This window comes from Pseudomonas atacamensis (assembly GCF_017167965.1).
GTDB lineage: Bacteria > Pseudomonadota > Gammaproteobacteria > Pseudomonadales > Pseudomonadaceae > Aquipseudomonas > Aquipseudomonas atacamensis.
Genome location: NZ_CP070503.1, coordinates 160,630 through 173,099 on the forward strand (window position 1 = coordinate 160,630; position 12,470 = coordinate 173,099).

Genomic DNA, 12,470 nt, shown 5'->3' on the forward strand with positions numbered 1-12,470 from the left:
TCGCAGCCTCGTTTCACTCGTCAGCTCCTACACGGTTTTTGTGTAACCTTGCGGCCTGTGGTTTCGGGGATTTTCAAGGTATGCGGTTTATTGTGGGTCTGTTTCTCGGCGTCTTGCTTGCGGGTTGCGAGCAACACGTCGCGCCGCCTCTCGACCAACAACTTTACGTCTGGCAACGGCAATGGACACCTGCCCATGAACCGGCACTGCGTGACAGCCACGACGATTTCTCGACGCTGCGCGTGCTGGCATTGCAGGCCTTTCCCGGCGAGCGGTGGAGCAGGGCGCGAGTTGATCCGGCGTTGTTGAAAGCTGATGGTCGCGCTCTGATCGCAGTGATTCGCCTCGATGGCCAGTTGCAGTCGCTGGACCAGCAGCAGGTCACCGAGCAGATTCTGCAGGTCATTGCCGATTGGCAAGCGCAAGGCCTCACGCTGAACGGTATCGAAATCGACCACGATGCCGGCAATGCACGGCTGCCCGTGTACGCTGAATTCCTCAAACACTTGCGTGCGGTCTTGCCGCCATCGTTGCCTTTGAGCATCACCGCGCTACCGGCGTGGCTCGATAGCGCGCAGTTGCCGGCGCTGTTGCGAAGCGTCGACAGCAGCGTGTTGCAAGTCCACGCCGTGAGCGATCCGCGACTGGGTCTGTTCGATCCCGAGCAGGCGTTGAAATGGGCCAAGGCCTGGGCACGTATCAGCGACAAACCGTTCTATCTGGCGCTGCCGGCCTACGGCGTTGCGCTGTTGAGCGATGACGGTGGCGCGCCGGTAGTGGAAAGCGAAGTGCAACTGGAGCGCGGCGGGCAGCGCCGGGAGTTGCTCGCCGATCCGCAGCAACTCAGCCAATTGGCCAAGACTTTGCGCGAGGATCCGCCTGAGCATCTGACCGGTTTGATCTGGTTTCGCCTGCCGCTGGCCAACGATCGTCGCGCCTGGAGCCTGGCTACTTTACGCGCGGTGGCTCGCGGAGATGTGCTGAACAGTCAGTTGCGCCTGTCATTCAAAGAGCAGGGCGGTTTGTATGACATCCAGCTCGATAACCGCGGCAATCTCGACAGCCCGTGGCCCGCGCAAATCACCCTAAAGGCGCGGGATTGTGCAGGCGCCGATGCGCTCACCGGTTACTCGTTGCAACAAAGTGCCAATCTGCTTACCTTCACCCGCCTGCGTGACGGCCGCTTGCCGGCGGGCGGACAGCGCGCTGTCGGTTGGGCGCGTTGTGCACATATTGATCAAGGAGGTTCGCATGTTGACCCGTAACTGGCCCCGCCATCTGCTTTGCCTGAGCCTCAGCCTGCCGCTGGGTTCGGCGCTGGCCTGCGGCCCGGACTTCCCGATGCGCCTGCTCGACAACCGCGCGCAGACCCTCGCCGATCTGCCCGAAGGCAGTTTCAGCTTCGAAGTCAGTCGCCTCGGTAAAACCATTGCCGGGCTGAAAAATGTCACAGCGGCGACCCATAACCCCAACGACTATGCCGAAGACAACGCGGCTGAGCTGGCTCGCGAACAGGCTGAGCAGGTGGGCCTGAGCGTCGAGCAATACGCTGTGGTCAAGCGCCTGCGCGGGCTCAGCGATGCCCATCAGGCCGAGGAACAGGGCGCCAGTCTGCCGGTGGAAATCCGCTTGTACGTCGCCGGCGCGGTGGCCTTTGCCACCGGCGACCATCAATTGGCCACGGAGTATTTCAACAAGGTGCTGGCGCTGCCGGCGGACCAGCGTCCTTTGCGCAGCACGTGGGCGGCGTATTCCCTCGGGCGCATCGCCTTCGCCATGAGCAACGAGGCGCACGATCGCATCGAAGCGCTGGAAGAAGCGCGCGATGCCTTCCGGCAGGCCCGGCAACTGAGCATCGACGGCTTCAGCGATCCGTTGGAACTGGGCGTTGCCAGCCTCGGTGAAGAGGCGCGGGCGTTGCGCAGCGCGGGCGACTGGAGCGGCGCCATCGAACTGTACGAAGCACAGAACCTGCACGGTTCGGCCGTCGGCTACACCTCGCTCAAGCAACTGATGAACGAACTGGCCGAGTTGCCGGAATCTCAGTTGGCCAAACTGCTGCAGCAGCCAGCAGTGCAGCAACTGGTCACGGCATCGCTGGTCAGCCGTCAGGGCTGGTCTTTCGGTGAGCAGCCGTCGAATGAAAAGAAACTCGTCACTCTCTTGCAAAACAGCACCCGTGGCAGCCTCGACAATGCCGATCGACTGGCAGCGATGAGTTATCAACAGGGCGACTACGCGTCTGCCAAGGCCTTTCTGGTAAACGCCGGGGACGGCGGACTGGCCTGGTGGCTGCGGGCAAAACTGGCGGTGCGTGACGGCGACACGACTGCTGCTGCCGCCGCCTACGCCAAAGCCGCCCAGGCCTTTCCGCAGAATGAAGACTGGGGTTATCGCCGCACGCCGGACTGGGCGTTTGAAACGGTGCAGCCAAAATGCCGGGTCGAGGGCGAAAGCGCGATCCTGGCGCTGCAACGCGGCGAATACCTGCAAGCGTTCGTGCAGCTGTATCGCAGCAACAGCCTTTACTGGTTCGATGCCGCCACCGTTGCCGAGCGGGTGCTGACGGTCGATGAGCTCAAGCAGTACGTCGATGAGAACGTGCCGGCGCCGCCGCCATTGACGCAGCAGGAGCGCGACAACTATGTGCCGCTGTCGGTGGCCGCCAATCTGCGCAATCTGCTCGGTCGGCGCTTGCTGCGTGAGGGGCGATACGAGGAAGCGGTCGGTTATTTCGCCAGTGACGATCTGCAGCACAAGGCCCGGCTCTATGGCGAGCAACGGCTCAAGGCCGAGTCGGCGTGGTGGCCGAGCAAACGCGCCGGTGCGTTGTACAACGCCGCATGGACGGCCCGGGAGTGGGGCATGGACATCCTCGGTTATGAGATGGCCCCTGATTACGCCACCTTCGGCGGCAATTACACGCTGGAGAGCACGAAGCTGGATGTCGGCCCGCTGATTTCCACGGCGGAAGTGCAGCGCCAGCAGGCCAGCGCCGCGCAACCGGATCAGCGTTATCACTATCGTTTTGTCGCCACGGCACTGGCCAGTCGCGCCGCCGATAACTTGCCGCACACCAGTCAGGCGTTTGCTGCGGTGTTGTGCAATGCCGCCGGCTGGAACAGCAGCCTTGAAGACCAGAGTGCGCTGTATCAGCGCTACGTCAAGGAAGGTCCTTATGTGCCGTGGGCGCAAGACTTCGGCAATCAATGCCCGTACCCGGATTTTGAGAATGCCGACAAGCGCTACGTCACCCAGGTGACCGATGCCGTGCGTGGGACGCTGCGGCCGTACAAGTGGCCGGTGCAGATCGGCGCGGTCATCCTGGTCGCTGTTGCTGCGCTACTGCTGATCAGCCGTCGTCAGCGCAAGGTGCGCAAAGGCTAGGCCTGTTGAATGAAGCTCAGGCGTACGGCGAAGCCAATCAACAGACTGCCGAACAGCCATTGCTGAGCGCGCTGGGCGGTTGGACTGTGTTGCAGCCAACGGCCCAGTGCCGCGCCGGTCATGGCGACAACACTGTCGAACAGCAGGCCGACGCTGACCAGCACCAGGCCGAGCACGGCGAACTGTGTCAGCACCGGCGCGCCGCCGCTGACGATAAACTGTGGCAACAGTACCGAGCAGAACAGCAACGCCTTGGGATTGAGCAGGTTGGTCAGCAAACCGCGACGGATCGCATCGCGCCGCTGGCCGGGAGCAGGTGCCTGCTCTTGGGCTTGCACGCTCGGCACCAGCGAGCTGCGAAAACACTGGATGCCGATCCACAGCAGATAGGCCGCGCCGGCGATGCGCACCACGTCAAACGTCCACGGCGCCGTTTTGAACAGCGCCGCCAGCCCCAATGCCGCCAGTGCCACGTGGCAGCCGCGGGCGATGGCCAGGCCCAGCGCGGTGGCCAGCGCTGCACCTCGACCTTGCCGCGCACCGGTTTGCAACAGCAGGATCATGTCCGGTCCCGGCAGTAGCAGAACCACAGCCAGCGTCAAAATAAACAGCCACAGACTTGCCACATCACACCCCTTTTCGATGTCGATTTGCTCGCGCCAGTCTAGAGCGAGAGGGCAGGGCAGGTGCTTGCGTAGTCGGCTTCAATTGTTCGCAGCTTTGGCATAACCTGCTGGTTTTCAACCGTCAGACTATCGGGATCTGCCAAAGATGAAACTCGACGCCTATGACCGCAAGATTCTCGCCGCGCTGCAACGCAACGGGCGTTTGAGCAATGTCGAGCTCGCAGAAGAAATCGGCCTGTCGGCTTCGCCGTGTCTGCGCCGGGTGCGCATGCTGGAAGAGGCGGGGGTGATTCGAGGCTACCAGGCCAATCTGGATCGCGATGAAGTCGGGCTGGGACTGACGGTGTTTGTCGGGGTCAAGGTCGAGCGGCACAACGAAGAACGCGCCGAGGCTTTTTATGCGGCCGTCACTGCGTTGCCTGAGGTGGTCTCAGCGTTTCTGGTGTCCGGCGAATCGGACTTTTTGTTGCAGGTAGTGGTGCCTGACTTGCGCGCTTATGACCGCTTTGTCAGCGCGCACCTGCTGAAGCTGCCGGGGGTGAGCGATATTCGCAGCAACTTTGCCATTCACACGGTGAAAGCGCCGGGGGCTTTGCCGTTGGGGCATCTGCCGGTGTAGACCGGGTGGCGCCATTCGCGAGCAGGCTCGCTCCCACGGGGGAACGCATTCCAAAGTGGGAGCGAGCCTGCTCGCGAAGACGGCGGCAAGGTTTGGAACCTACATCTGCGTCGCCATCCCCTCGACATTCATCGCTGCCTGACGCAACGCTTCCGAACGCGTCGGGTGCGGATGGCAGGTCAGGGCAATGTCCTCGGCCGAGGCGCTGAACTCCATCGCCACACAGAATTCGCCGATCATCTCGCTCACGCTCGGCCCGACCAGATGCACGCCAAGCACTTCGTCCGTGCGCTCGTCGGCGAGGACTTTGGCAAAGCCTTCTGTTTCGTGATTGATCTTCGCCCGGCTGTTGGCGGTGAAAGGAAACTTGCCGACCTTGTAGGCACGGCCCTCGGCCTTGAGCTGTTCTTCGGTCTGGCCGACGCTGGCCAGCTCCGGTTGGGTGTAGATGACGTTGGGGATCAGCGCGTAATTGACCTCGCCAGCCTTGCCGTGGATCTGCTCGACGCAGGCCATGGCTTCGTCTTCAGCCTTGTGCGCGAGCATCGGGCCGGACGTGACGTCGCCGATCACCCAGACCCCGGCGGCTTCGGTGCGATGTTGCTTGTTGGCGAGCATGCCGCGTTTGTCGGTACTGAGGCCGACGTTCTCCAGCCCCAAGCCCTGGGTGTACGGCCGGCGCCCGATGGCCACCAGCACATAATCGGCTTCGATCAGTTCAGCCGTGCCGCCAGCGGCAGGCTCGACACTCAGCTGCACGCCTGTGGCGGAACTGGTGGCGCTGGTGACCTTGGAACTCAATTTGAAGGCAATGCCTTGTTTGCTCAGCGCGCGCTGCAAGGTCTTGCCGGCCTCGCCATCGACGCCGGGGCAGATGCGATCAAGGTATTCGACCACGGTGACCTGCGCGCCGAGTCGGCGCCATACCGAACCCAGCTCCAGGCCGATCACCCCGGCACCAATCACTACCAGATGTTTGGGTACTTCACTCAATGACAGCGCGCCGGTGGAATCGAGGATGCGCTGGTTGTCGATCTCTACGCCGGGCAGGGGAGTGGGCTCGGAACCGGTGGCGATGATTATGTCCTTGGCGCTGAGCTCGCTCTTGTTGCCTTGAGCGTCGGTCACCGTCACTTTGCCCGGGCCGTCGATATGGCCCCAACCCTTGATCCAGTCGACTTTGTTCTTGCGAAACAGAAACTCGATGCCCTTGGTCAGGCCGGCGACGCTCTCGTCTTTTTGTTTCATCATCTGCGCAAGGTTCAGCTTCGGTTCGACCTCGATGCCGAGATTGGCGAACTCCGTGCCCACCGCAGCGGCGTACAGCTCCGACGCGTGCAGCAAGGCTTTGGACGGCATGCAACCGACGTTCAGACAGGTGCCGCCGAGGGTTGCACGTCCTTCGACGCAAGCGGCCTTGAGCCCGAGCTGGCCGGCGCGGATCGCCGCGTTATAACCGCCGGGGCCACCGCCCAGAATTACCACGTCATAGTTGCTCATGCGCTTGCTCCAGATTGCTCGATGGGGATAGCCAAGATTAGTCGCGATAAAAATTATGCGCGTAATATGAGCTTCGCCGGACATTTCGGTCAAGGCTTCAGGCAAGCGACAGCTGCGGCATCCTTGAATAAGCGTAATTGTGTACGAATATTTCACAGCTTGCGTTATATCGTAACGCTATGAACGCAGAGCCTATATTTTCGGGGTGTTATGCAAGTCGATCTTGAGTTGGACGCCACGCCAGTCAACGGGCTGCCGCGCTTTCAGCAGGCAGCCGTGCAGTCACGCAAATTGCGTCGGTTGGCGTATGGACTCGGCGCAGTGGCTGTGTCGGGCTGGGTGCTGGCGTTTTTCGTCGGTTTGTTTGCGCCGCAGTCCCTGTGGTTGCCGTTGTTGGTCAATCAGGGCGCAGCGTTGCTGGTGCTGGTCGCCGGTCTGCAATCGGCGGGGTGGGTGGCGCAATGGCGCGCGCGGGTGATGCATCCGCCCGCTTCGCAATCGACCGTCGTGGAGGAGGGCGCCGCAGCCGAGGGCTGGTACGAAAGGCTGCTGGAGCGCTTGAGCCAGCGCAGCCGCCATCTGCTTGGACAAATCGGTGCGCCGACGTTGTGGCTCGGCGGCTGGGCGTTGCTGGTAGTGCTCAGTATTGAGCAGGTGTGGAATCTCACGTTGCCTGCGGCGGCCTTGGGGCTGTCGGCGAGCATCGGTGGGGCATTGGCGTTGTTGCTGGCGTTTGCCCTGCTCGTGCTGGAGCGGCACCTGGCGCAGGAACCGCCGGCGCAATGGCCGGAAGCGGCTGCGCTGGCGCAACTGACCCGGGTGGTGATCATCACCCTGTTGATCGGTGCGCTGTGTCTGTTGTTTGCCAGCGAAAACGCAGTCTGGCCGGTACGCGTGGTGGTGCTCAGCGCAGTCCTGCCAATGTTGGTTGCCGGCGAACTGCTGTTGCGCGCGTTACTGTCTGTCTTCAGCCCGCGGCGTGAACAACTGGAACCGACCCTGCTGGCGCGCAGTTTTATCGCCGATATGCTGCGTTGGCCGCCGCAGCCGTTGCTGGCGTTGCAGCACGAAATGCACAATCGGTTCGGCATCGATCTGCGGCAGATCTGGGCCTTCAGTTACATGCGCCGGGCGTTGTTGCCGGTGCTGGCGGTGGTCGCCCTGAGCGGCTGGCTGCTGACCGGCGTACATGAGATTCCCCTGCAAGGTCGCGGCATCTACGAGCGCTTCGGTAAACCGGTACAGGTGTTCGGCCCGGGTTTGCATGCCGGTTTGCCCTGGCCATTGGGGCGTGTGATTTCCGTTGAAAACGGTGTGGTCCATGAACTGGCCACCAGTGTCGGCGACAAGCCAACCGCCGTGCAATCCGATTCCGCTGAAGGCCCAGCGCCGCTGACCGCCAACCGTTTGTGGGATGCCAGCCACGTCAACGACAAATCCCAGGTCATCGCCAGCAGCCGCGGCGCGCAACAGGGCCTGCAAATCGTCAACATGGACGTGCGCTTCGTTTATCGCATCGGTTTGAACGACGAGGCGGCGCTCGCCGCGACCTATAACAGCGCCGATGTACCGACGCTGATTCGCAGCACCGCCAGCCGCATCCTGGTTCACGATTTTGCCTCGCGCACCCTCGACGGTCTGCTCGGCGACGACAGGGCTGGGCTGGCTGAGGAAATCGGTCGCGCAGTGCAAAGCGATCTGAACAGATTGAACAGCGGTGTGGAAATCCTCGCCACAGTTGTCGAAGCGATTCATCCACCGGCCGGCGCGGCGAATGCCTATCACAGTGTGCAAGCGGCGCAGATCGGCGCGCAGGCGTTGATCGCTCGCGAACGCGGGGCGGCTGCGCAGGCCACTAACGAGGCGCAGTTGCAGGCGAGCACGGCGCGGGATCAGGCAATGGCCAATGCGCGGGAGATCAATGCAGCCGCGCAAACCGCCGACCTTAAATTCAGCGCCGAACAGAAAGCTTTCACCAATGCCGGCCAGGCCTTCGTGCTGGAGCAATATCTCAGCCAGCTCAGTCAGGGCATGAGTAAAGCCAAGTTGCTGATACTCGATCATCGACTCGGCGGCAGCGCAAATGCGCCAACCATCGATCTGCGTACTTTCACACTGCCGACTGATCCGTCGTCCCCCCGCACCACCGCTCAACCAGGAGCCACCCATTGAGCCAGTCGCCTGTTCATGACATTCACGACCACAGCGGCCACGACCACGGCCACGGCGGGCATCACCATCATCATGGTCATCACCACCATCACGGCGATCCGCAAGAGGCCGGGCCATTTCCATGGCGGCGTATGGGCTGGGCTGCGTTGCTGGTGGCGTTTGCCATCGCCGCCGCGAGTCTGGTGCAAGTGCGCTCCGGTGAAGCCACGGTCATCACCCGTTTCGGTAATCCTTCGCGGGTCTTACTTGATCCCGGTTTGAGCTGGCGCTGGCCTGCACCGTTCGAAGCGGCGATCCCGGTGGACTTGCGTCTACGTACCACCTCAAGTGGTTTGCAGGACGTCGGCACCAAGGACGGTTTGCGCATCATCGTTCAGGCCTACGTGGCGTGGCAGGTGCAGGGTGATCCTGAACACGTGCAGCGTTTCATGCGTGCCGTGCAGAATCAGCCGGACGAAGCGGCGCGGCAGATTCGCACCTTTGTCGGCTCAGCGCTGGAGACCACGGCCAGCAGTTTCGATCTGGCCAATCTGGTCAACACTGATGCCAAACAAGTGCGCATCGGCGATTTTGAAACGCAGTTGCGTCAGCAGATCGACCAACAGTTGCTCGCTACATATGGCGTGCGCGTTGTGCAGGTCGGTATCGAGCGGCTGACTTTGCCCTCGGTCACGCTCAGTGCCACGGTCGACCGCATGCGCGCCGAGCGTGAAACCATTGCTACCGAACGCACGGCTGTTGGCAAACGCGAAGCGGCGCAAATCCGTTCTGCCGCCGAACGCGATGCGCGGATCGTCCAGGCCGATGCGACGGTGAAAGCCGCCGATATCGAAGCGCAATCCCGGGTCGAGGCTGCGCAGATTTATGGGCGCGCCTACGCCAGCTCGCCACAGCTCTATAACCTGCTGCGCTCCCTCGATACCCTCGGCACCATCGTTACGCCGGACACCAAATTGATTCTGCGCACCGATGCCGCACCTTTCCGTGTGTTGGTCGACGGCCCACCGACGCTCGACAACAAAGCCGGATCGCAACCATGAGCGAAGAAGTTCCACGTGGAACACATGCGTTTAACAGTCCGTGGATTCAGGCCGGCCGTCTGACCTTCATCGTCTTGTATGCGATCACTGTTTTGGCCGCATTAGCATGGGCGGTCTCGAATGTCCGGCAGATTGATCCGCAAAACCGCGCCCTGGTGCTGCACTTTGGCGCGCTGGATCGCGTTCAGAATGCGGGGCTGTTATGGGCGTGGCCGCAACCTTTTGAGCAGGTGATTCTGTTGCCGGCGGCGGATCGGGTGATCGAGCGTCGAGTGGAAAATCTGTTGCGCAGTGACGAAGCGCTGAAGGCAGACCGGGTGGCTTCCTTCGCCACGCCATTGAGTGATGCACTCGCCGGGTCTGGTTATTTATTGACCGGCGATGCCGGCGTAGTGCAACTGGACGTGCGAGTGTTTTACCAAGTCTCCGATCCGTACGAATTCGTGTTGCAAGGCGAGCATGTGCTGCCAGCACTCGATCGGCTAGTGACGCGCAGCGCTGTGGCCCTGACCGCCGCGCGAGACCTCGACACCATTCTGGTCGCTCGCCCGGAATTGATCGGCGCCGACAATCAGGCGGCCGAGCGTCGTGAGCGATTGCGCGGTGATCTGGTGCAAGGCATCAACGCGCGTCTCGCTGATCTGAACGCGAGCGGGCAGGGCATCGGTATCGAGGTGTCGCGGGTCGATGTGCAATCGAGTCTGCCGGAGCCAGCGATCAGTGCTTTCAATGCGGTTCTGACCGCCAGTCAGCAGGCTGACAAAGCAGTGGCTAACGCGCGCACCGATGCCGAGAAACTTGCCCAGTCCGCCAACGAACAGGCAGACCGCACGCTCCAGGTGGCTCACGCGCAGGCAGGCGAGCGTCGTGCCAAAGCCTCGACCGATACCGCAACCGTCTCGAGTCTGGCCACGTCTAGCGACCCGCAAATGCTCCTGCGTCTGTATCGCGAACGCCTGCCGAAAATTCTCGGTCAGGCCGGGTCGGTCACCACCGTCAACCCGAAAGACGATTCCCGGTTGATCATTCAAGGAGCCAGTCAATGACGGCGACCACCGCTGCCCCAGGCCTGTTGTCCTCGGCCGAACAACGTCGCGCCGCGCGCCAATTGACCCTGGCGATGCTTGCGCTCGGGCTGCTGGGTCTGGGGCTGGTCTGGCGCTGGACACTCCCGGAGCAAACCGGTGCCAGCCAACTGCTGCTCGGTTTCGCCTCGTTGCTGGTAGCGGTTCCGGTGATGCGTTCGGCCTGGTACAGCCTGCGTTACCCAAGCCTGCACGGCATCACCGATCAGTTGATCGCGCTGGCCATGCTCGGTGCCTGGGCGACCGGTGATCTGCTCACTGCGGCGTTGCTGCCGATCATCATGATCTTCGGCCATGTGCTTGAGGAGCGCAGCGTGATCGGCTCCCAGGAGGCGATTAATGCGCTTGGCCAGTTGACCCGCAGCCATGGGCGCAAGCTGCAAGCAGACGGTTCGATCATCGAAGTGGACAACGGCACGCTCAGCGCTGGCGATGTTGTCGAGGTGCGGGCCGGTGATCGGGTGCCGGCGGACGGTCGGGTATTGTCCGGCCAAGCGAGTCTCGATACGGCGTCGATTACCGGTGAGTCGGTACCGGTGGAAGCTGGCGTCGGCATGCTGGTGTTCGGCGGCGCGATCAACCTCGATGGATTGCTGCGCGTCGAAGTCACCCGTACCGGCGACGAATCCACCCTGGGCAAAGTCATCGCCCTGATGCAAAACGCCGAGCGCTCGAAACCGCCGATCACGCGATTGCTCGAACGCTATGCCGGCAGCTACATGGTGCTGGTCTTGTTGCTGGCGGCGGTGACCTGGTTCGTCACCCATGATGCACAGGCGATGCTCGCGGTGTTGGTGGCGGCGTGTCCGTGTGCGTTGGTGCTGTCGGCGCCGGCCACGGCGATTGCCGGTGTCGCCGTCGCCGCGCGTCACGGGATTCTGATTCGCAGCTCGGCGTTCCTCGAAGAACTCGCCGATCTGACCTCGCTGGTGGTCGACAAGACCGGCACGCTGACTTACGGCACCTTGCGTTTGCAGTCGATCGACAGCCTGAATGCGGACACCGCCGAAGTGCAGACACTGGCCGCCAGTCTTGGCGCGGCGAGCAGTCATCCGGTGAGCCGGGCACTCGCCGGGATGGCCGATCAGGAGGCCTATTGGCCTCTGACCAACATCCATGAGCGCCAAGGCTTGGGCGTAGTGGCGACGACAGAAAAGGGCGAGGCCGCGCTCGGTCGTCCAGAGTTGTTCACGCAACTGGGTATCACAACCACCCTTGTTCCTGAGCACGATGGCCCGATCGCCGGGTTGGCCCTGAACGGCGAATTCCTCGCCTGGCTGCTGCTAGCAGACAGCATCAAACCGGAAGCGCGCTTTGCCTTGAACGAGTTACGCGAATTGGGGCTGGGACGCCAACTCCTGTTGACCGGTGATCGTCAGAGCGTTGCCCTGACCCTGGCACAGGAAGTCGGGCTGAACGAAGTCCAGGCGCAAGCGCTTCCGGAGGACAAACTCAATCGCGTGCTCAAGGAAATCGATCACGGCTTCCGCCCGATGGTGGTCGGTGACGGCATCAACGATTCACTCGCGCTCAAAGCCGGCGTGGTCGGCGTGGCGATGGGCGCTGGCGGTGCCGACATTGCTCTGGCGTCAGCCGACATCGTGTTGATCGGCAGCGATCTGCGTCGCCTCGGTACTTGCGTGCGCTTGAGTCGTCAGTGCCGGCGTACTTTGCAGGTCAACGTGATTATCGGCCTCGGCTGGACGCTGGCTATCGTGGTCTTCGCGGCGTTCGGCTGGCTTGGTGCGGCCGGGGCTATGATCGCGGCGCTGCTGCATAACCTGAGCACCCTGTTGGTGTTGGGCAACGCCGGACGTTTGCTGCGCTTTCAGGAGCCATTGCTCAGGCTCGACGCTCAGGCTAAATGAAAGAAAATTCATCGAACCGCCGAGTGCGCAGGCAGTCATCTATCGTAAGGCGCGTCGTCTGTGGCGTTCAGCCGATGTGCCGATCACGATAGATAAGGCCGATCGAATCGATAGCCTGCTATTTTTCCAGGTTGGTCTACCCTCAGATCAGACGTCTGAAACAAGGGGGGATT

The 12,470-nt window shown here is 62.2% G+C and carries 9 protein-coding genes; 7 read left to right on the top strand and 2 right to left on the bottom strand.

What is annotated here, in order from left to right; all coding sequences use genetic code 11:
• Nucleotides 1-80 precede the first annotated feature (80 nt).
• Nucleotides 81-1,265, top strand: a complete 1,185-nt coding sequence (locus tag JWU58_RS00765) for a DUF3142 domain-containing protein (RefSeq protein WP_206421339.1) — start codon at nucleotides 81-83, stop codon at nucleotides 1,263-1,265.
• Entirely contained in the window at nucleotides 1,252-3,387 is a 2,136-nt protein-coding gene (locus tag JWU58_RS00770) for a hypothetical protein (protein WP_130900245.1), read from the top strand. Before JWU58_RS00765 ends, JWU58_RS00770 begins: the two co-directional genes overlap by 14 nt.
• On the opposite strand, the gene JWU58_RS00775 is transcribed toward JWU58_RS00770, so the two are convergent.
• Nucleotides 3,384-4,013 (bottom strand): LysE family translocator, encoded by a 630-nt coding sequence (locus JWU58_RS00775; RefSeq protein WP_016772426.1) that lies wholly within the window; start codon nucleotides 4,011-4,013, stop codon nucleotides 3,384-3,386. The two genes, JWU58_RS00770 and JWU58_RS00775, sit on opposite strands and share 4 nt — an antisense overlap.
• 145 nt (nucleotides 4,014-4,158) lie before the next feature.
• On the opposite strand from JWU58_RS00775, the gene JWU58_RS00780 reads away from it, so the two are divergent.
• A complete protein-coding gene (locus JWU58_RS00780) occupies nucleotides 4,159-4,632 on the top strand; it encodes an Lrp/AsnC family transcriptional regulator (RefSeq protein ID WP_122612807.1) in 474 nt (157 codons plus the stop codon).
• Between the two features lie 99 nt (nucleotides 4,633-4,731).
• On the opposite strand, the gene lpdA is transcribed toward JWU58_RS00780, so the two are convergent.
• Nucleotides 4,732-6,132 (bottom strand): dihydrolipoyl dehydrogenase, encoded by a 1,401-nt coding sequence (gene lpdA, locus JWU58_RS00785; protein WP_071171353.1) that lies wholly within the window; start codon nucleotides 6,130-6,132, stop codon nucleotides 4,732-4,734.
• Between the two features lie 210 nt (nucleotides 6,133-6,342).
• Here lpdA and hflK (JWU58_RS00790) point away from each other — a divergent pair, with 210 nt between their 5' ends.
• The 4 genes from hflK (JWU58_RS00790) to JWU58_RS00805 are packed head-to-tail and all read left to right on the top strand — an operon-like array spanning nucleotide 6,343 to nucleotide 12,297.
• Entirely contained in the window at nucleotides 6,343-8,304 is a 1,962-nt protein-coding gene (hflK, locus tag JWU58_RS00790) for a protease modulator HflK (RefSeq protein ID WP_206421340.1), read from the top strand.
• Nucleotides 8,301-9,344: a protease modulator HflC gene (gene hflC, locus JWU58_RS00795; protein WP_243432829.1), complete on the top strand. Its 1,044-nt coding sequence runs from the start codon at nucleotides 8,301-8,303 to the stop codon at nucleotides 9,342-9,344. Before hflK (JWU58_RS00790) ends, hflC begins: the two co-directional genes overlap by 4 nt.
• Nucleotides 9,341-10,390, top strand: coding sequence for a protease modulator HflK (gene hflK, locus JWU58_RS00800; RefSeq protein WP_206421341.1), 1,050 nt, complete (start codon nucleotides 9,341-9,343; stop codon nucleotides 10,388-10,390). Before hflC ends, hflK (JWU58_RS00800) begins: the two co-directional genes overlap by 4 nt.
• Entirely contained in the window at nucleotides 10,387-12,297 is a 1,911-nt protein-coding gene (locus tag JWU58_RS00805) for a cation-translocating P-type ATPase (protein ID WP_206421342.1), read from the top strand. Before hflK (JWU58_RS00800) ends, JWU58_RS00805 begins: the two co-directional genes overlap by 4 nt.
• Nucleotides 12,298-12,470 lie beyond the last annotated feature (173 nt).